At 62.2% G+C, this 17,665-nt stretch carries 18 protein-coding genes; 7 read left to right on the top strand and 11 right to left on the bottom strand.

Annotation, left to right across the window (positions count from 1 at the left end; all coding sequences use genetic code 11):
* Window positions 1-40 precede the first annotated feature (40 nt).
* Together ACEWE8_RS18890 and ACEWE8_RS18895 are read right to left on the bottom strand one after the other, a co-directional pair.
* The gene (locus ACEWE8_RS18890; RefSeq protein WP_052750486.1) at window positions 41-1,735 is read right to left on the bottom strand and encodes a hypothetical protein; all 1,695 of its coding nucleotides are present in this window, start codon (window positions 1,733-1,735) and stop codon (window positions 41-43) included.
* 175 nt (window positions 1,736-1,910) lie between these two features.
* Window positions 1,911-2,363 (bottom strand): phage infection protein, encoded by a 453-nt coding sequence (locus tag ACEWE8_RS18895; protein ID WP_119687838.1) that lies wholly within the window; start codon window positions 2,361-2,363, stop codon window positions 1,911-1,913.
* 295 nt (window positions 2,364-2,658) lie between these two features.
* On the opposite strand from ACEWE8_RS18895, the gene ACEWE8_RS18900 reads away from it, so the two are divergent.
* A complete protein-coding gene (locus tag ACEWE8_RS18900) occupies window positions 2,659-4,725 on the top strand; it encodes an AsmA family protein (RefSeq protein ID WP_046787817.1) in 2,067 nt (688 codons plus the stop codon).
* Between the two features lie 32 nt (window positions 4,726-4,757).
* On the opposite strand, the gene ACEWE8_RS18905 is transcribed toward ACEWE8_RS18900, so the two are convergent.
* Window positions 4,758-5,288, bottom strand: a complete 531-nt coding sequence (locus ACEWE8_RS18905; protein WP_012316447.1) for a bacterioferritin — start codon at window positions 5,286-5,288, stop codon at window positions 4,758-4,760.
* A 48-nt stretch (window positions 5,289-5,336) separates the two neighbouring features.
* A complete protein-coding gene (osmE, locus tag ACEWE8_RS18910) occupies window positions 5,337-5,678 on the bottom strand; it encodes an osmotically-inducible lipoprotein OsmE (RefSeq protein WP_046787818.1) in 342 nt (113 codons plus the stop codon).
* A gap of 126 nt (window positions 5,679-5,804) precedes the next feature.
* Here osmE and ACEWE8_RS18915 point away from each other — a divergent pair, with 126 nt between their 5' ends.
* The gene (locus tag ACEWE8_RS18915) at window positions 5,805-6,695 is read left to right on the top strand and encodes a triacylglycerol lipase (RefSeq protein ID WP_046787819.1); all 891 of its coding nucleotides are present in this window, start codon (window positions 5,805-5,807) and stop codon (window positions 6,693-6,695) included.
* Here ACEWE8_RS18915 and ACEWE8_RS18920 read toward each other — a convergent pair.
* A complete protein-coding gene (locus tag ACEWE8_RS18920) occupies window positions 6,676-7,569 on the bottom strand; it encodes a DMT family transporter (RefSeq protein ID WP_046787820.1) in 894 nt (297 codons plus the stop codon). The genes ACEWE8_RS18915 and ACEWE8_RS18920 overlap by 20 nt on opposite strands.
* Window positions 7,570-7,714: 145 nt before the next feature.
* Here ACEWE8_RS18920 and ACEWE8_RS18925 point away from each other — a divergent pair, with 145 nt between their 5' ends.
* The 3 genes from ACEWE8_RS18925 to ACEWE8_RS18935 all read left to right on the top strand — a co-directional run bounded on the left by ACEWE8_RS18925 (window position 7,715) and on the right by ACEWE8_RS18935 (window position 9,931).
* A complete protein-coding gene (locus ACEWE8_RS18925) occupies window positions 7,715-8,503 on the top strand; it encodes a helix-turn-helix transcriptional regulator (RefSeq protein ID WP_046787821.1) in 789 nt (262 codons plus the stop codon).
* A 64-nt stretch (window positions 8,504-8,567) separates the two neighbouring features.
* Window positions 8,568-8,852: a PsiF family protein gene (locus ACEWE8_RS18930; protein WP_046787822.1), complete on the top strand. Its 285-nt coding sequence runs from the start codon at window positions 8,568-8,570 to the stop codon at window positions 8,850-8,852.
* A gap of 71 nt (window positions 8,853-8,923) precedes the next feature.
* Window positions 8,924-9,931, top strand: a complete 1,008-nt coding sequence (locus ACEWE8_RS18935) for an AI-2E family transporter (RefSeq protein ID WP_046787823.1) — start codon at window positions 8,924-8,926, stop codon at window positions 9,929-9,931.
* Window positions 9,932-10,021: 90 nt separating this feature from the next.
* On the opposite strand, the gene ACEWE8_RS18940 is transcribed toward ACEWE8_RS18935, so the two are convergent.
* Window positions 10,022-11,287 carry an Hsp70 family protein gene (locus tag ACEWE8_RS18940; protein WP_046787824.1) on the bottom strand — a complete coding sequence of 422 codons (1,266 nt, stop codon included), beginning with the start codon at window positions 11,285-11,287 and terminating at the stop codon, window positions 10,022-10,024.
* 164 nt (window positions 11,288-11,451) lie between these two features.
* On the opposite strand from ACEWE8_RS18940, the gene cbpA reads away from it, so the two are divergent.
* Complete coding sequence (gene cbpA / locus ACEWE8_RS18945) at window positions 11,452-12,405, top strand: curved DNA-binding protein (protein WP_046787825.1); 954 nt, start codon at window positions 11,452-11,454, stop codon at window positions 12,403-12,405.
* Window positions 12,406-12,407: 2 nt separating this feature from the next.
* The gene (locus ACEWE8_RS18950; RefSeq protein ID WP_012316438.1) at window positions 12,408-12,713 is read left to right on the top strand and encodes a chaperone modulator CbpM; all 306 of its coding nucleotides are present in this window, start codon (window positions 12,408-12,410) and stop codon (window positions 12,711-12,713) included.
* A gap of 64 nt (window positions 12,714-12,777) precedes the next feature.
* Here the strand turns inward: ACEWE8_RS18950 and ACEWE8_RS18955 are convergent, their stop codons facing one another.
* The 5 genes from ACEWE8_RS18955 to urtB form a co-directional block, all read right to left on the bottom strand.
* Window positions 12,778-13,293 (bottom strand): GNAT family N-acetyltransferase, encoded by a 516-nt coding sequence (locus ACEWE8_RS18955; RefSeq protein ID WP_046787826.1) that lies wholly within the window; start codon window positions 13,291-13,293, stop codon window positions 12,778-12,780.
* A 31-nt stretch (window positions 13,294-13,324) separates the two neighbouring features.
* Complete coding sequence (gene urtE, locus ACEWE8_RS18960; RefSeq protein WP_046787876.1) at window positions 13,325-14,023, bottom strand: urea ABC transporter ATP-binding subunit UrtE; 699 nt, start codon at window positions 14,021-14,023, stop codon at window positions 13,325-13,327.
* A gap of 102 nt (window positions 14,024-14,125) precedes the next feature.
* Complete coding sequence (gene urtD / locus ACEWE8_RS18965; protein WP_069974045.1) at window positions 14,126-14,983, bottom strand: urea ABC transporter ATP-binding protein UrtD; 858 nt, start codon at window positions 14,981-14,983, stop codon at window positions 14,126-14,128.
* The gene (gene urtC, locus ACEWE8_RS18970; RefSeq protein ID WP_046787827.1) at window positions 14,980-16,059 is read right to left on the bottom strand and encodes an urea ABC transporter permease subunit UrtC; all 1,080 of its coding nucleotides are present in this window, start codon (window positions 16,057-16,059) and stop codon (window positions 14,980-14,982) included. The genes urtD and urtC overlap by 4 nt, the downstream gene beginning before the upstream one ends.
* A complete protein-coding gene (gene urtB / locus ACEWE8_RS18975) occupies window positions 16,059-17,579 on the bottom strand; it encodes an urea ABC transporter permease subunit UrtB (RefSeq protein ID WP_395589345.1) in 1,521 nt (506 codons plus the stop codon). Before urtB ends, urtC begins: the two co-directional genes overlap by 1 nt.
* Between the last annotated feature and the right edge of the window lie 86 nt (window positions 17,580-17,665).

Genomic DNA, 17,665 nt, shown 5'->3' on the forward strand with positions numbered 1-17,665 from the left:
TGCACTTTATTGGCTCATGGACAAAAGTCAAAAAAAGGTTTCACGCTGCCTGCCCGTCGTGGTGGCGGGAAGCGTAATGCTCGATGTAGCTGTCGCTGCTGATCGGCACCTCCAACATTCTCATGTCCATGCGTTTCAACCGCTCCAGAATCAAGGGTGCATGCTGCACCAGCAGTGCCTGTTTGCGGTTTGCCCAGCTCCTGATCTGCCTGGAGGATGCTGCCTGGGTCCGTACCAGCGCCACAGCGTGTTGCTCTAACTGGCTGAGCAGAAACACATCGAGGATAACGCCATCCAGTGGGCTTTCGTCGATATGGGCCAGGTAGCGCACACTGGCCATGCGTACCCCCAGCAGCTTGGCCAGCAGCATGTCCTCGCTTTGCAAGAACCGGTCACGCTTGTCGGCAATGCCTGAGCGGATGAGGTCGATACAGGTGTCGAGGTGTTCGAGCAGACGCTGGCGCTTTTTGCCCTTCACTGCGTGCGCGCTGGCTGGGGCCGCGTGTTTCATGAAGTAGGCAGCGGCCTTGAGCATGATCACCAGATTTTCGCCTTCGGCGGTGATCGCGCCGTTATTGTTCAACAGGTAACCGATGATCTTGTTCGCCGCGAACATGCCTTGTGCGCCACAACGTTCACGGCAGCGTACCAGAATGTCCTGGCTGGCCCAGGTTGAAACTGCCTTGAGAATTGCCACTTCGTTGAGTACGTCAGGCGCTAAAGGCTTGAGCGCATCCTTGCCGTGCCTGGCGACGATCTGTTCAAGCCACGCGGCATGAACAAGGTTGGTCACGACATCAATGGCCAGTGGGTGGCGATAGGTGGGATGGGCAAGCAAGTTGACCGGACCGGCCGGGCTGAAGGTCTGGCGTTTCTGTGCGTAGGTGTAATTGATATGCAAGCCGGCCATCGCCACCGCCAGGGCGCAACTGGCCATGCACAGCTTGCCGGACTGGACACGTTCGATGGAGCGCATGAAGCGTTGGCTGCGTGTAGTGGCCAGCGTGCGCAGTTGCCCATCGCGGTCCAGTTCGATGGTGCCTCGCTGCAAGAGCGCCTCGTAAGGGAGTTCAACGTTTTCGAACGAGGTCATGGCATTGTCCAGGTGCATCCCTGGTTTGTGGCCCAGTGCAGTAATACGAACACCGGGGAAGGCCGTGTCGCCCGCATGCAGTGGCACAAGAAACGGCAAGATACCGATGAACTTGTCGTTGACCATCAGGCGCGCCATCACCACTGCAATCTTGGGCAAGGGGCTATGCGTGCTGTTTGGCATGAACTTGTAGGATTGGCGGCTGGGCGAATCAAGCACGAATATCTGTCGCTCGGGGCAATAGCGTGCTTCTGTTTCCAGTGAGAAAAGATTGCTGCCATACCCCAGTTCCGTGGCGAGGTATACACCGATTGCCGTGCCTTCGTTCAACTGCTTGTACAGGCTGCGCACATAGTCACTGTCATTGCCCATCGATTTGATCGAGCCCATGCACAAGTTGTAGTGAATCGAGATCATCGATGCCAGAGCACCGTCATGCATGGCACAGGTTGTATGAAACCGAAGCAACTTAGGCAGATCGGCAAGCAATGCATCGCCCTGCAGGCTTGGCTGCGCCAACAGTTCAATGAAGGTTCGTTTGGCCTCTTCGCTGTTCTCGATCGGCCGGGCGATGAGCGCCAGCAGTCTTTCGTCCAGCCAGTCAGGCCTGAGTGCTATCAGATCGGTTGCCGGGTTTCTCATTTGAACGCTCCGTAGCCATACCTTCAGTAACCTAGCAATGGCGATGGGCGATGTGGAACTAGCAGAATTACCAGTTGCGCGGGGCGGTGTTACCTGAAAACAAAGCCCGGTCAATTGACCGGGCTGGGAGGTGGGTAGGCACTTTGATGCAGGTTGTTGTTTTCGGCCATGGAGATCAGCTCACACGGCTGATTTCGATCAGGCGATCCGAACCGCCTTCGGCAACGCGGCCGGTGCGCTCGATCAGACGATCCGAACCACCCTCGGCAACGCGGCCGGTGCGCTCGATCAGACGATCCGAACCACCCTCGGCAACACGGCCGGTGCGCTCGATCAGACGATCCGAACCACCCTCGGCAACACGGCCGGTGCGCTCGATCAGACGATCCGAACCACCCTCGGCAACACGGCCAGTGCGCTCGATCAGGCGATCCGAACCGCCTTCGGCGACACGGCCACTGCGTTCGATCAGACGCTCGGCACCACCTTCGGCAACGGTTTTCAGCGGTTGGGCCATTTCAACAGCGCTGGAGCGCGATTCGGCGGTCAGGTGCTGATCGGCAGCTGGAACGGCGAAGGCGTTGGCAGCAAGGATGGACAGCGTCAGGGTCAGCAATTGGCGTTTCATGATTTCGGTGCTCCTCTCGGGGGCTGGAAAGTGGGTACGAAGCCAATGCTACGCTCGGCAACGCCAGAGAGAAGTTCATACGGGTAATGGTAACAATCGATGGTATTGATAGCGCGGTGTCAAGGCTCTAACGCAGGTGTTTCAAGGCATCCTGTGATAAAAAGCTGAGCAGGTAGGCAAGAAAACTTCACCGTCATGGGCTTCATGGATAAAACCCTGGGGGCTTTCATCAGTCGGAGATATTGAGTGCGATCGTTGCGCCCGTTTTGCCCCAAGCCGTCAGGAGAATAACGCAATGACGCGTCCCGCCAGAATCCTCGTCTGGACCCTTACCAGCCTGCTGACCTTGCTGGCGATACTGGTGGTGGTGATCGCCACCTTCGACTGGAACCGGGTCAAGCCATTGCTTAACGAGAAAGTCTCCGAAGCGTTGCACCGGCCGTTCGCGATCAACGGTAACCTGGCGGTGCACTGGCGCACTGAGCCGGATGAAGGCGGGTGGCGCGCCTGGGTACCGTGGCCGCACTTCATTGCCGAGGACCTGGCCCTAGGCAATCCCGAGTGGCTGAAGGAGCCGAAGATGGTCGGCCTGGAGCGTGTGGAATTTCGACTGGCGCCGCTGCCGCTGGTATTCCAGCAGATCGTCATCCCGCGCATCGACCTGGTCAAACCCACCGCCAGCCTTACTCGCCTGGCCGATGGCCGCGCCAACTGGACCTTCGATTTCGGCCCCAAGGATGAGAATGCACAGCCCTCCAAGTGGCAGCTGGATATCGGTGCCATCGGTTTTGACCAAGGTAATGTCAGCTTCGACGACCAGACCCTGAAAACCAGCATGAAGGTACAGATAGATCCGCTGGGCAAACCCATACCGTTCAGCGAGATCGTGGGTAAGGCAAGTGCCGACAAGGCCGGCGGCGCTCAGGACTATGCCTTCGGGCTCAAGGCCCAGGGCCGTTACAAGGGGCAGCCAGTCTCCGGTACTGGCAAGATTGGTGGCCTGCTGGCGCTGCAGGACGCCAGCCAGCCATTTCCGTTGCAGGCCGACGTGCGCGTTGCCGATACCCACGTAGTGCTCGCAGGCACCCTGACCGACCCTCGCAACCTGGGGGCGCTGGATCTTCGCCTGCGCTTGTCAGGCGCCAGTTTGGGTAACCTTTATCCGCTGACGGGGGTGACCCTGCCAGACACACCAGCCTACGAAACCGATGGTCACCTGAAGGCCAACCTGCAGGCGGCCGAAGGTGCGACGTTCAACTACGAAGGATTCAACGGCAAGATCGGCAACAGTGACATCCACGGCGACCTGGCGTTCGTCGCCAGCCAGCCGCGGCCTAAGCTATCTGGCAAGCTGGTCTCCAACCAGTTGTTGTTCAAAGACTTGGCACCGCTGATCGGTGCCGACTCCAACGCCGAGCAGAAAGCCCGCGGGGGCGCCAGCAAGCAGCCTGCCGGCAAGGTGCTGCCGGTGGAGGAGTTCCGCACTGATCGCTGGCGCACCATGGACGCCGACGTCGAGTTTGCCGGCAAACGAATCGTCCACAGTGAGCAATTGCCGTTCAAAGACCTCTCTGCCCATGTAATCCTCGAGGACGGCCTGCTGCGCCTGGAGCCGCTGCGCTTTGGGGTGGCCGGTGGCAACCTGGCCTCCAGGATACGCCTGGATGGCCGCAGCGTACCGCTGCAGGGGCACGCTCGGCTGACCGCACGTGGCTTCAAGCTCAAGCAGCTGTTCCCCACCTTTGCGCCGATGCAGACCAGCTTCGGTGAGCTCAACGGCGATGCCGATATCAGCGGCCGCGGCAACTCGGTGGCAGCCCTGCTGGGCACGGCCAATGGCGACCTGCGCATGCTGATCAACGATGGTGCGATCAGCCGCAGCCTGATGGAGATTGCCGGGTTGAACGTGGGCAACTACGTGATCGGCAAGCTGTTTGGCGATGAGGATGTGCAGATCAACTGCGCAGCAGCTGATGTTGGTATCAAGGACGGGCTGGCGAGCACGCGCCTGTTCATATTCGATACCGAGAACGCGATCATCTACGTCAACGGCACGGCCAACTTCGCCAGCGAGCAGCTGGACCTTGAGATCACTCCTGAATCGAAAGGCTTGCGGCTGTTCTCGCTGCGTTCGCCGCTGTATGTCCGCGGGCCGTTCGCCAAGCCCGGTGCGGGCGTGCAGGCGGTGCCGCTGGCATTGCGCGGCGTGGGCATGGTGGCACTGGGGGTAGTTGCAGGGCCTGCGGCGGGGCTGCTGGCGCTGGTGGCGCCAAGCAGTGGCGATGAGCCCAACCAGTGCACGCCGTTGCTGCAGCAGATGAAAGCCGGCAAGGCGCCGGCTGAGGTGAAGGGCAAGCAATAAGTGAACCGGGGCCGCGAAGCGGCCCCTGGCGATTACAAGCCTTGCAGCAGATCGGACATGTCGTCTGCGTGTTCTTCTTCCTGAGCCAGGATGTCCTCGAAGATGCGACGCGTAGTCGGGTCTTTGTCGCCAATGTACTGAATGATCTCGCGGTAGCTGTCGATCGCGATGCGTTCGGCCACCAAGTCCTCCAGCACCATCTCCTTCAACGAGTTGCCTGCTACGTACTGGGCATGGGAATTCTTGGTCAGGTTGTCCGGGTTGAAGTCCGGCTCGCCACCCAGTTGCACGATGCGCTCGGCAAGCTTGTCGGCGTGTTCGGCTTCCTGGTTGGCATGCTCGAGAAACTCCTCGGCAGCCACGCTCGCCTTGATCCCGCTGGCCATGAAGTAATGACGCTTGTAGCGCAGTACGCAGACAAGCTCGGTGGCCAGCGACTCATTGAGCAGGCGCAGAATTTCCTGGCGGTCGGCGTGGTAACCCTCGGTCACCGCGCCTTGCTCGACGTGCTCACGGGCACGCTTGCGCAGGGTTTGCACATCGGTCAGTTCAACGTTGCTCATGGTTTTCTCCAGACAAATCAGGACGGGTGGTCAAGGTGTTGCGCAGGCTCACGCGCCGTGTACGGCTTCGCTGTCCTCTTCTCGTTGTTTGCACGTCTTGAAGCCCTTGGCATCGACATGGCCGGTGGCATCGAAGCGCACGTAGTAAGGCTGCTGATGGCCATCGCGGTTGAGGATGTAGTCGTTGCAGGTGCCTCCGTGCGGCAGGTCGATCGCATTCGATGGGCTGCCGCCGATGGCGATGACTTTCTGCATGGTCATGCCGTTTTCGACTTGCTTGACCAGCGGCTCGTCGCGGTAGGTGACGTAGTCCACCGGGTTTTCCGGGCGGCTGCCACAGGCGGCCAGGGTCGCGCTTGCCAGAAGGATTGCCAGGGTCTGTTTGTACATGGTCCCGCTCCTTGCTCAAGGGTCTGTTCTGGTTTGGAACCGCACGGCGCGTCAGGAGTTCGATTGCGATGGTCATTCATGCCGCTGTAGTGTTGGCCGAACGTCCACGCAAAAGGGGCTGGGCCCATGCAGCAGGAATTGGCTACGCGATACCCGTTGGTGCTGGTACCGGGCATGCTCGGCTTTGTCAGGGCATTGCTCTATCCCTATTGGTTCGGCATCGTGCCGGCCTTGCGCAAGGGCGGGGCGCAGGTGTTCCCCGTGCAGGTATCGCCCTTGCACTCCAGCGAAGTGCGTGGTGAGCAGTTGCTGGCAATCATCGAAGACATCTGCCAGCGCACCGCTGCTGACAAGGTCAACCTGATCGGCCATAGCCAAGGCGCCCTGAGCGCGCGTTATGCCGCAGCCAAGCGGCCTGGCCGGGTGGCCTCGGTGACTTCGGTAGCCGGCCCCAACCATGGTTCGGAACTGGCCGACCACCTGGCTCGCACAGCGCCGGGCGATTCACCCCAAGGGCGCATCCTCAGGGCTGTTTTGCATGGCCTGGCGGTGCTGCTGGGGTGGTTGGAAACCGGCTGGCGCCGCGACTCATTGCCTATCGACGTGCATGCCTCGCACCAATCGCTGACCAGCGCTGGCGTAGCGCTGTTCAACCAGGTTTATCCACAGGGCCTGCCCGACACCTGGGGCGGTGAGGGCGCGGGAGAGGTCAACGGCGTGCGTTACTATTCGTGGTCAGGCACCTTGCAGCCGGGTATCACCGACCAGGGGCGTAACCGCTTTGACGGCAGCAACCGCTTCTGCCGCCTGTTCGCCCGCAGCTTCGTCAAGGAAAAGGGCCAGTGTGACGGCATGGTCGGGCGCTTCAGTTCACACTTGGGGCAGGTGATCGGTGATGACTACCCGCTCGATCACCTGGACATCGTCAACCAGTCGCTCGGCGCCGTGGGCAAGGGCGCCGAGCCGGTGCGGCTGTTCACCGAGCACGCCGCCCGCCTCAAGGCTGCGGGGCTGTAGCGCTGCGGCGCACGGGGGTGGTCCAGCGTTCGGCGAGGACCACCCCGGCCAGGGTCAGCAAGCCGCCGATCAGGTGGTAGCTGGCCAGTTGCTCGTCGAGCACTGCGGCTGCGATCAGCGCGGTCACCAGTGGCAGCAGGTTGAAGAACAGCGTGGTGCGGCTTGGCCCCAGGCGGTGCACGGCCTGCATCCACACAAGCGGCGCGACCATCGAGGCCAGCACACAGGCGTACAGCACCAGGCCCACGTTATGCACGTTCAGGCCGGTTTTGTCCGAAAGCAGGAACAGTGGCAGCAAGACAATGATTGCCACCAGCACCTGCAGGTACAGCAGCTGCAAGGGCGGCAGGCGCAGCTGCCATTTCTTCAGCAGGAAGCTGTACAGCGCGTAGGCCAGGGTGGCCACCAGCATCAGCAGGTCACCGCGGTTCAGGCCTTGCTCCAGCAAGATGCCGGGCTGGCCGGCGGAGACGACTTCCAGCACGCCGATGAACGACACCACCGCGCCTGTCAGCGCACCGTAGCTCAGCCGCTGACCGAGCCATGCGATGGACAGGGCCAGCGACATCAAGGGCATCAGCGAGAGAATGATGCCCATGTTGGTAGCGCTTGTGATGCTGGCCGCGAAGTAGGCGAGGCTTTGGTACAGGGCCATGCCGAGCACGCCAAGGACGAAGATTCTGGCCAGGTGCGCACGGATGGCTGCGCGGTTGCGCCATACGGCCGGCAGCAGGAATGGGGTGAACAGCAGCCCCGCGAGCAGCCAGCGGTAGAAGCCGATCTCGGCAGGGTGGATGGCACCTGCTGACAGCTTGGTGACCACGGTGTTGCCGGCCCAGATGAGGATAGCGGTAAGGGGGTACAGATAATTCATGACGCAACGGCTCTCGGATGCTTACTAGCCTCTGTGGGCGCGTTTGCGCTAGCACACAGAGGTTGTAGTGTGGCCCGGTATTATCGGGTGTCTGTCAGCAAGCCTATACTCCTATCCAGACAACCTGCCCCTTGAAGCAGACAGCATGCACCGCAAATACCTCGACATCCCCCAATTCGACCAACTTCCTGCGCCTGTGTACCTGCGCCACGACGAATTTGGCGCCGACACTCACAGCCCGCCCCATCGCCACACCTGGGGCCAGCTCAACTACACCGCCCATGGCGTCATGCACCTGGATGTCGATGGCCAGCGTTTTCTGTCACCCCCGCATTACGCCGTCTGGGTGCCGCCGGATACCCAGCATGGTTGCTACAACCCTCAGGCCATCGTTTACCGCTCGGTCTATCTGGACCGCCGCCTGTGCGCCGGGCTGCCGCAGCAGGCGTGCAGCCTGGTGATCAGCGATATCCTCAAGGCCATCCTCGGCGACTTCGCCCGCCGCGACGTCAAGGTGGCTCAGGACGAACGCGACCAGCGCCTGGTGCAGGTGCTGCTCGATCAGTTGCTGCTGGCACCCACCCAGACCTGCTACTTGCCCTTCGCTCGGAGCGAGGGCCTGCGCCAGGTGCTCGATGCCCTCGGCGCCGAACCTGGTGACAACCGCCCGTTGGCGGACTGGGCGGCGCGGGTGCATGTCAGCGAGCGCACCCTGGCGCGGCAATTTCTGCGCGAGCTGGGCATCAGCTTTGGTGAGTGGCGCCTGCGCTTGAGGTTCTTGCGGGCCATCGAAGCGCTGGAGGCCGGCTTGCCGATACAGGCCATCGCCTTCGACCTGGGCTACAGCAGCGCCTCGGCATTCATCGCCATGTTCCAGCGTCAGGCCCATTGCACGCCGGAGCAGTACCGGCGGCAAGCGCGGACGGGTGTGTAAAATGTGTTGTCTACACTCACATGCGACACCGTGCATCGGGCGCGGGAGACAAGGAGACCACTCCATGAAGATGCTGCACATGCCATTGCTGGCGTTGGCTGTTATGTTCAGTGCGCAGGGATTCGCTGCCACCGCTCAACAGGAAAAGATGACCTCGTGCAATGCCGACGCTTCTGCCAAGGCGCTCAAGGGCGATGAGCGCAAAGCCTTCATGAGCACCTGCCTGAAGAAAAGCGTACCGCCCACCCAGCAGGAAAAGATGAAGATCTGCAACGCTGACGCCAGCGCCCAGGCGCTCAAGGGCGACGAGCGCAAGGCCTACATGAGTGACTGCCTCAAGAAGAAATGACCTGCGCCTATGCCTGTAGGACGAAGGCTGGCAGACTGCGGTTCTTTTCCGTTGTCTGCCGTTGAGGCTGTATGACTTTCACCCCCCGCCAGGTCACCCTGGCAAGCTGGATCATCGTATTTGCCGGCCTGCTGCTGGCGCTCCCCCTGAAATTGTTACCCAGCCTGCTGGCCGGGCTGCTGGTGTTCGAGCTGGTCAACATGCTCACGCCACGCCTGCAGCCGATCATTGCCGGGCAACGCGCACGTTGGCTGGCGGTGGCGCTGCTGGGTACCCTGGTGGTCAGTACTCTGACCTTGCTGATCGCCGGCGCGTTCAGCTTCTTGCTGCACGAGGCAGAGAACCCCGGCGCCTCGCTGGACAAGTTCATGGCCCTGTTCGAGCGTGCCCGTGGCCAGTTGCCGCCGTTCATCGAGGCCTACCTGCCGGCCAGTGCCGCAGAGTTCAAGGTGGCCATCGGGGACTGGGTCAAGAGCCACCTCAGCGACCTGCAACTGGTAGGCAAGGGCATGGCGCACATGTTCGTGACGCTGCTGATCGGCATGATTCTCGGCGCCATCATCGCCCTGCAGCGCATCCCCGACATTTCCCGGCGCAAACCGCTGGCAGCCGCCTTGTTCGAGCGCCTGAGCCTGCTGGTGCAGGCGTTTCGCAACATCGTCTTCGCGCAGATCAAGATCTCGCTGCTCAACACCGTGTTCACCGGTATTTTCCTTGCCGTGGTGCTGCCACTGTTCGGTGTGCACCTGCCGCTGACCAAGACGCTGATCGTGCTGACCTTCCTGCTCGGGCTGTTGCCGGTGATCGGCAACCTGATGTCCAACACCCTGATCACCATCGTTGGCATGTCGCTGTCGATCTGGGTGGCTGCGGCCGCGCTGGGGTATCTGATCGTTATCCACAAGGTCGAGTACTTCCTCAACGCACGGATCGTGGGGGGGCAGATCAGTGCCAAGGCCTGGGAGCTGTTGCTGGCGATGCTGGTGTTCGAGGCGGCGTTCGGGTTGCCTGGGGTGGTAGCGGGGCCGGTGTACTATGCGTACATGAAGAGCGAGCTGAAGCGGGCTGAGTTGGTTTGAGAGCTGCAAGCTTCGAGCTACAAGCTGCAAGATAAAGCCGAACGCGGTGGGCCTCCATCGCCAATCGGCTTATAGCTTGCAGCTTGCAGCTCACCCGTAACGCTTGCGTGCTTCGATCGCCAGCCCGCTGCCGATGCTGCCGAAGATGTTGCCTTCCACATGCCGCGCGTTCGGCAGCATCGCCGCCACACTGTTACGCAGCGCCGGAATGCCGCTGGAACCACCGGTGAAGAACACCGTGTCCACCTGACCTTCGCTTACACCGGCCTTGGTCAGCAGCTCGGTGACGCTGCCACGCACCCGCTCCAGCAGCCCTTCGATCGCGCCTTCGAACACCGCACGGGTAAGGTCCACGCCCAATTCGCGCTCCACGCGGCCGAGGTCGATACGGCGGCTTTCGTGGTCGGTCAGCTCAATCTTGCTGGCCTCGACCTCCATCGCCAGCCAGTGCCCGGCCCGTTGCTCGATCAGCTTGAACAGACGGTCGATGCCCAGGGTGTCCTCGATGTCATAGCGCATGCTGCCCAACGCCAGTTGCGACTTCTGCGAGTACAGGGCGTTGATGGTGTGCCAGGTGGCCAGGTTGAGGTGGTAGCTGGTAGGCATCAGCGCACCGCTCTTCATCCGGCTGCCGTAACCGAACAGCGGCATCACGCCCTGCAGGCTCAACTGCTTGTCGAAGTCGGTACCGCCGATGTGCACGCCGCCAGTGGCGAGGATGTCGCTCTGGCGCTCGGCCACCTGGTGACGCTCGGGTGACAGGCGTATCAGGGTAAAGTCCGAGGTACCCCCGCCGATATCCACGATCAGTACCAGCTCTTCACGGCTGATACCTGACTCGTAGTCGAACGCGGCGGCAATCGGTTCGTACTGGAACGACACGTCCTTGAAGCCGATCTTGCGGGCCACGTCGGCCAGGGTATCTTCGGCCTCCTGGTCGGCGGCCGGGTCTTCGTCGACGAAAAACACCGGGCGGCCCAGTACCACCTGATCGAAGCTGCGGTCGGCGGCGGTTTCGGCACGCTTTTTCAGTTCGCCGATGAACATGCCCAGCAGGTCCTTGAATGGCAAGGCGCTGCCCAGCACGCTGGTGTCGTGCTTGATCAGCTTGGAGCCCAGCAGGCTCTTGAGCGAGCGCATCAGGCGGCCTTCGTAGCCTTCCAGGTACTCGTGCAGTGCCAGCCGGCCATACACAGGGCGGCGCTCTTCGATATTGAAGAAAACCACCGAGGGCAGGGTGATCTTGCCGTCTTCCAGGGCTATCAGCGACTCGACCCCGGGGCGGTGCCAGCCGACCGTGGAGTTGGAGGTGCCGAAGTCGATGCCAAGGGCACGGGCCGGGGATACGTCAGACATGGGAAAAGGGCTTCCGGAGGCAAAACGGCCGCGCAGTTTATGCCACTTGGCCAGAGAATCAAGACCGGTCGTCTGCCTTGAAGCAAAGCCAAGCGCACCTTGAAAGGCTATGCTTGACCCTTATCTTCAGATGCAACACGAAAATTCACATTGGTGATCCATAGATGGACTTCAAAGACTACTACAAGATACTCGGCGTAGAGCCCACGGCGGACGAGAAGGCGATCAAGGCCGCGTACCGCAAGCTGGCGCGCAAGTATCACCCTGACGTCAGCAAGGAGCGCGACGCCGAGGAGAAATTCAAGGAGGCCAATGAGGCCTACGAGGTACTTGGCGACGCCCAGAAACGCGCCGAGTTCGACGAGATCCGCAAGTACGGCGGCCAGCATGGTCGGCCATTCCAGGCCCCACCGGGCTGGGAGAACCGTGGCGGTGCGGGCGGTGGTTTCGAGGGTGGTGATTTCTCCGACTTCTTCAGCTCGATCTTCGGCGCACGGGGCCCCAACCCCTTTGGCGGCGCTCGGCAACAACGCAGTGCCGGCAGGCGAGGGCAGGATGTGGAACTGGAATTGGCGATCTTCCTTGAGGAAACCCTGAGCAAGGAGTCCAAGCAGATCAGCTTCCAGGTGCCGCAGACCAACGCCGCCGGCCAGCGTACCGGGTTCACCACCAAGACCCTGAATGTGAAGATCCCAGCCGGCGTGAGCGACGGTGAGCGCATCCGCCTCAAGGGCCAAGGTGCACCGGGCAGCGCTGGTGGTGCCAACGGCGACCTGTTCCTGACCATCCGCATGGCACCGCACCCGCTGTTCGATGTCGAGGGCCAGGACCTGATCATCACTGTGCCACTGGCACCGTGGGAGGCCGCATTGGGCACCAAGGTGGCGGTGCCGACCCTGGACGGCAAGATCAACCTGACCATCCGCCCCGACAGCCAGAGCGGCCAGCGCCTGCGTGTGCCTGGCAAAGGCCTGGCGAACAAGCAGGGTGAGCGCGGCAACCTCTACGCCCAGCTCAAGGTAGTCATGCCGCCGGCATCCGACGCCTCTACCCGCCAATTGTGGACCCAGCTTTCCGAGAAGGCGGCGTTCAATCCGAGGACACAATGGAGTAAGTGATCATGAGCAGCACCCTGATCGTTCAACTGGACATGCGCACGCTTTGCCAGGAGGCCGATATCACGGCCGACTACGTGGTCGAGATCGTCGAGCACGGCATCGTTGAACCTTCGGGGCGAACGCCGGAGGAATGGTTGTTCGATGATCAGGCGCCGCTGCTGGCCAGGCGTGCGGCAAAGCTGCACCAGGAGCTGGAACTGGAGTGGGAAGGGGTGGCGCTGGCGCTGGAGCTGTTGCAGGAAGTGCAGCAGTTGCGCAGTGAGAACAGCATGCTGAAACAGCGGCTGGGCAGGTTTACCCAGATGTGATGTCGACTGCAGTGGCCCCAGCGTCGGCTTGCTGGCGATGGGGCCACTGCAATCAGCAAAAAACTCAGGCTGGCTCTGCCCCCGGGTCGAGCACCAGCTGCATGAAAGTCAAATCCTGCCAGCGCCCGAACTTCACCCCCACCTGGGGCATCTGCCCGGTCACCACGAAGCCCAGACGCTCATGCAGGCGTACCGACGCGGCATTGCCACTCTCGATGGCCGCGACCATCACATGCTTGCCACACCCCCGCGCGCGCGCGATCAGTGCTGCCATCAATTGCGGCCCCAGGCCCTTGCCGCGCTGATCGCCACGGATATACACCGAATGCTCCACGGTATTGCGAAAACCCTCGAACGGCCGCCAATCGCCAAAAGACGCATAGCCCAGCACACCGCTGTGATCCACTGCCACCAGAATCGGATAGCCCTGTTGTGCCCGTGCCTCGAACCAGGCCTCTCGGTTGCCCAGGTCCACCGGCGTATCGTTCCAGATCGCCGTGGTGTTGCGCACCGCGTCGTTATAGATGTCGAGGATGCCCGGCACGTCGGCGGGCAGGGCATCGCGAATTTCGTGGCTCATTGCTGCGTCTCACAAGGTCTAGGGCTGCAGATTAAATGGTTACCAGCCCACGCACACCTTCGGCCTGCATGTTTTCACCGCGCCCGCGCTGGATGATTTCGCCACGGGCCATGACCAGATACTGGTCGGCCAGCTCCTCGGCAAAGTCATAGAACTGCTCCACCAGCAGGATGGCCATGTCGCCACGCTCTGCCAGGCGGCGGATGACCGCACCGATCTCCTTGATGACCGATGGCTGAATGCCTTCAGTGGGTTCGTCGAGAATCAGCAGGCGTGGCCGGCTGGCCAGGGCGCGGCCGATGGCCAGCTGTTGCTGCTGGCCGCCGGACAGGTCACCGCCGCGGCGTTGCTTCATCTGTTCCAGCACCGGGAACAGTTCGTAGATGAACGCAGGCACCTCACGGGCCTCGCGCGCCGGGAAGCGCGACAGGCCCATCAGCAGGTTTTCCTCGACGCTGAGCCGCGCGAATATCTCACGCCCCTGGGGCACATAGGCGATGCCTGCGTGTACCCGTTGCTGTGGCTTGAGCGTGGTGATCGGCTTGCCTTCCCATTCGACGCGGCCTTCGCGTGGCGGCACCAGGCCCATCAGGCAGCGCAGCAGGGTGGTCTTGCCCACGCCGTTGCGCCCGAGCAGGCAGGTGACTTCACCGACCTTGGCTTCGAAGGACAGGCCGCGCAGGATGTGGCTACCGCCGTAGTACTGGTGCAATTCACTGACTTCAAGCACTTTCAATTCCTCGTTCTTGTCAGCTACAAGCTTCAAGCTTCAAGCGGCAAGAGGGAGCGCACGGCTACTGCTTGCGGCTTGAGGCATGCCACTTGAGGCGCGTCAGCGCCCTAGATAAACCTCGACCACCCGCTCATCCGCTTGCACCTGCTCCAGCGATCCCTCTGCCAGTACGCTGCCCTGGTGCAGCACGGTCACATGGTCGGCAATGCTGCCGACAAACCCCATGTCGTGCTCCACCACCATCAGCGAATGCTTGCCGGCCAGGCCTTTGAACAGCTCAGCGGTGAACTCGGTTTCGGCATCGGTCATGCCGGCCACCGGCTCGTCGAGCAGTAGCAGTTGCGGCTCCTGTACCAGCAACATGCCGATCTCGAGGAACTGTTTCTGCCCATGTGACAGCAGGCCTGCCTGGCGCTGGGCCAGGGGTAGCAGGCGCAAGGTGGTCAGCACTTCTTCGATGCGTTGCTGTTGCTCACCGCTCAAGCGTGCCGTCAGGCAGGCCCAGACTGACTTATCGGTTTTCAGTGCCAGCTCAAGGTTCTCGAACACGGTCAGTGCTTCGAACACCGTGGGCTTCTGGAACTTGCGGCCAATGCCGGCCTGGGCGATCTGGTATTCGCTCATGCGGGTCAGGTCCAGGGTATCGCCGAAGAAGGCACTGCCGGTGTCGGGGCGCGTCTTGCCGGTAATCACGTCCATCATGGTGGTCTTGCCGGCACCGTTGGGGCCGATGATGCAGCGCAACTCCCCCACACCGATGTACAGGTTCAGGGCATTGAGTGCCTTGAAACCATCGAAGCTGACGCTGATGCCTTCCAGGCTCAGCACCGTGCCGTGACGGGTATCCAGCCCCGCTTCACGGCGGCTGCCCAGGCCGATGGCGTCACGGCCGCTGCCAAGGTTGTCGAATACCGGTTCGAGCATGAATTCCGGATGCACTGGGGGCACGCCTTTCATGGCTGGCTCCTTTTCTTCAACAGGCCGACCACGCCCTTGGGCAGGTAGAGGGTGACGAGGATGAACAATGCGCCGAGGAAGAACAGCCAGAACTCGGGGAAGGCCACGGTGAACCAGCTTTTCATGCCGTTGACCAGGCCCGCGCCCAGCAGCGGGCCGATCAGTGTGCCGCGCCCGCCCAAGGCTACCCAGACAGCAGCCTCGATGGAGTTGGTCGGCGACATCTCGCTGGGGTTGATGATGCCCACCTGTGGCACATACAGCGCACCTGCCAGGCCGCACAGCACGGCGCTCAATACCCACACCAGCAGCTTGAAGCCCCGTGGGTCATAGCCACAGAACATCATGCGGTTTTCTGCATCGCGTACGGCGGTGAGCAGGCGGCCGAACTTGCTCTGGGTCAGGCGCCAGCACAGGTACAGGCTTGCCAGCAGCAAACCTACGGTCAGCAGGAACAGCACGGCGCGGGTGCCTTGGGAGGCAATGTCGAAGCCCAGAATCGTGCGGAAACTGGTGAAACCGTTGTTGCCGCCAAACCCTGTCTCGTTGCGGAAGAACAGCAGCATGCCGGCGAAGGTCAGGGCCTGGGTCATGATCGAGAAATACACGCCTTTGATCCGCGAGCGGAAGGCGAAGAAGCCAAACACCAGTGCCAGCAGGCCAGGTGCCAGCACCACCAGGCACAGGGCCCAGGCAAAGTGCTGGGTACCGGCCCAGTACCACGGCAGTTCGCTCCACGACAGGAATGTCATGAACCCCGGCAGGCCGTCACCGGCGGCCTGGCGCATCAGGTACATGCCCATGGCGTAACCACCGAGGGCGAAGAACAGCCCGTGGCCGAGCGACAGCAGCCCTGCGTAGCCCCAGACCAGGTCCAGGGCCAGAGCGACGATGGCGTAGCAGAGGATCTTGCCGACCAGGGTGAGTGTGTAGGCCGAGACCTGCAAGGCATGGTCGGGCGGCAGCAACGACAGCAGCGCCATGGCCACCAGCAGCAGGACGACGACGGTACCGATGGCCAGCGACAGGCGCGGCCCGGCTTTTTGCGAAGCGGTGACAAGCAGTGGCTGGTTCATCAGTCGATTACCCGTCCCTTGAGGGCGAACAGGCCTTGCGGGCGCTTCTGGATGAACAGAATGATCAACGCAAGGATGAGGATCTTGCCAAGCACCGCGCCGATTTGCGGCTCCAGCAGCTTGTTGGCTATCCCTAGGCCGAAGGCGGACCAGAGGCTACCGGCCAGTTGCCCGACACCGCCGAGCACCACTACCAGGAACGAGTCGATGATGTAGCTCTGGCCAAGGTCCGGGCCGACGTTGCCGACCTGGCTCAGCGCTACACCACCAAGCCCGGCGATGCCCGAGCCCAGGCCGAAGGCGAGCATGTCCACCCGCCCGGTGGACACACCACAGCAGGCAGCCATGTTGCGATTCTGGGTGACCGCACGTACGTTCAGGCCCAGCCGCGTGCGGTTGAGCAGCAGCCAGGTCAGCAGTACCACCGCCAGGGCGAAGGCAATGATCACCAGGCGGTTGTAGGGCAGCACCAGGTTGGGCAGCAGTTGGATGCCACCAGACAGCCAGGCCGGGTTGCTGACCTCGACGTTCTGCGCGCCGAACAGCAGGCGGATGGCCTGGATCAGCATCAGGCTGATGCCCCAGGTCGCCAGCAGGGTTTCCAGCGGGCGGCCGTAGAGGTGGCGGATCACCGTGCGCTCCAGGGCCATGCCCACCCCGGCGCTGACGGCGAAGGCCACTGGCAGGGCAATCAGCGGGTAGAACTCGATTGCGCCTGGCGCGTAGCGCTGCAGCAGCACCTGGACCATGTAGGTGCTGTAAGCACCGAGCATGAGCATCTCACCGTGGGCCATGTTGATCACGCCCAGCAGCCCGAAGGTGATCGCCAGGCCAAGGGCCGCCAGCAGCAGGATCGAACCCAGCGACAGGCCGCTGAAAGCCTGGCCGAGCAGCTCACCGAACAGCAGCTTGCGCTTGACCTGCGCCAGGCTTGTTTCAGCGGCAGTGCGCACGCCTGCGTCGGTTTCCACATCGGGTTGCAGCAAGGCCTCCAGGCGGGTGCGGGCCAGCGGGTCGCCGGTTTCGCCGAGCAGGCGTACCGCCGCCAGGCGCACGGCTGGCTCGCTGGCGCCCAGTTGCAGGTTGGCCAGTGCCAGGCCAAGCGCTGCGTGCACGGTAGTGTCGGGTTCGCTGGCAAAGCGCCGGTCGAGGAATGCCATTTGCGCCGGTTGTGCACTTTTTTGCAGTTGCTGGGCGGCGGTCAGGCGAGTGTCGCTGTTGTCGCTGAGCAACTGGTGGCTGGCCAGGGCGTTATCGATCAGGCCGCGCAGGCGGTTGTTAAGGCGCACCTTGCGGGTGTCATCGGCTGCGATGCGGCCCTGGCGCAGGTTTTCCAGCAGCGGCAGGCGCGCGGCTTCGGGTTGCGCCGCCCAGCCTTCGAGCAGGCGAGCCTGCTCGGCGGGCTTGGCGGTGAGGAAGAATTCGCCCTCGCTGGCCTGGGTTGCCAGGGGCAGCAGGAGCAGCAGGGTGAGGAGGAGTCTGAGCATGCGGGCAATCCTGGAAATCGGCGGTGGATTCATCGCCGGCAAGCCGGCTCCCACAGGGTGGTGCTGTTCTCAGGGCCCTGTGGAAGCTGGCTTGCCAACGAAGGGGCTGCAGCGCAGCC

Source organism: Pseudomonas sp. TR47 (assembly GCF_044143025.1).
Taxonomy (GTDB): Bacteria; Pseudomonadota; Gammaproteobacteria; order Pseudomonadales; family Pseudomonadaceae; genus Aquipseudomonas; species Aquipseudomonas putida_E.

Coding starts and splice junctions, on each gene's coding strand:
- ACEWE8_RS18915 (WP_046787819.1), top strand. CDS start 5,805: ATGCAGCAGGAATTGGCTACGCGATACCCGTTGGTGCTGGTACCGGGC.
- urtD (WP_069974045.1), bottom strand. CDS start 14,983: ATGAAAGGCGTGCCCCCAGTGCATCCGGAATTCATGCTCGAACCGGTA.
- urtC (WP_046787827.1), bottom strand. CDS start 16,059: ATGAACCAGCCACTGCTTGTCACCGCTTCGCAAAAAGCCGGGCCGCGC.
- ACEWE8_RS18920 (WP_046787820.1), bottom strand. CDS start 7,569: ATGAATTATCTGTACCCCCTTACCGCTATCCTCATCTGGGCCGGCAAC.
- ACEWE8_RS18890 (WP_052750486.1), bottom strand. CDS start 1,735: ATGAGAAACCCGGCAACCGATCTGATAGCACTCAGGCCTGACTGGCTG.
- ACEWE8_RS18935 (WP_046787823.1), top strand. CDS start 8,924: ATGACTTTCACCCCCCGCCAGGTCACCCTGGCAAGCTGGATCATCGTA.
- ACEWE8_RS18895 (WP_119687838.1), bottom strand. CDS start 2,363: ATGAAACGCCAATTGCTGACCCTGACGCTGTCCATCCTTGCTGCCAAC.
- urtB (WP_395589345.1), bottom strand. CDS start 17,579: ATGAATCCACCGCCGATTTCCAGGATTGCCCGCATGCTCAGACTCCTC.
- cbpA (WP_046787825.1), top strand. CDS start 11,452: ATGGACTTCAAAGACTACTACAAGATACTCGGCGTAGAGCCCACGGCG.
- ACEWE8_RS18955 (WP_046787826.1), bottom strand. CDS start 13,293: ATGAGCCACGAAATTCGCGATGCCCTGCCCGCCGACGTGCCGGGCATC.
- ACEWE8_RS18950 (WP_012316438.1), top strand. CDS start 12,408: ATGAGCAGCACCCTGATCGTTCAACTGGACATGCGCACGCTTTGCCAG.
- ACEWE8_RS18930 (WP_046787822.1), top strand. CDS start 8,568: ATGAAGATGCTGCACATGCCATTGCTGGCGTTGGCTGTTATGTTCAGT.
- ACEWE8_RS18900 (WP_046787817.1), top strand. CDS start 2,659: ATGACGCGTCCCGCCAGAATCCTCGTCTGGACCCTTACCAGCCTGCTG.
- ACEWE8_RS18940 (WP_046787824.1), bottom strand. CDS start 11,287: ATGTCTGACGTATCCCCGGCCCGTGCCCTTGGCATCGACTTCGGCACC.
- ACEWE8_RS18905 (WP_012316447.1), bottom strand. CDS start 5,288: ATGAGCAACGTTGAACTGACCGATGTGCAAACCCTGCGCAAGCGTGCC.
- osmE (WP_046787818.1), bottom strand. CDS start 5,678: ATGTACAAACAGACCCTGGCAATCCTTCTGGCAAGCGCGACCCTGGCC.
- ACEWE8_RS18925 (WP_046787821.1), top strand. CDS start 7,715: ATGCACCGCAAATACCTCGACATCCCCCAATTCGACCAACTTCCTGCG.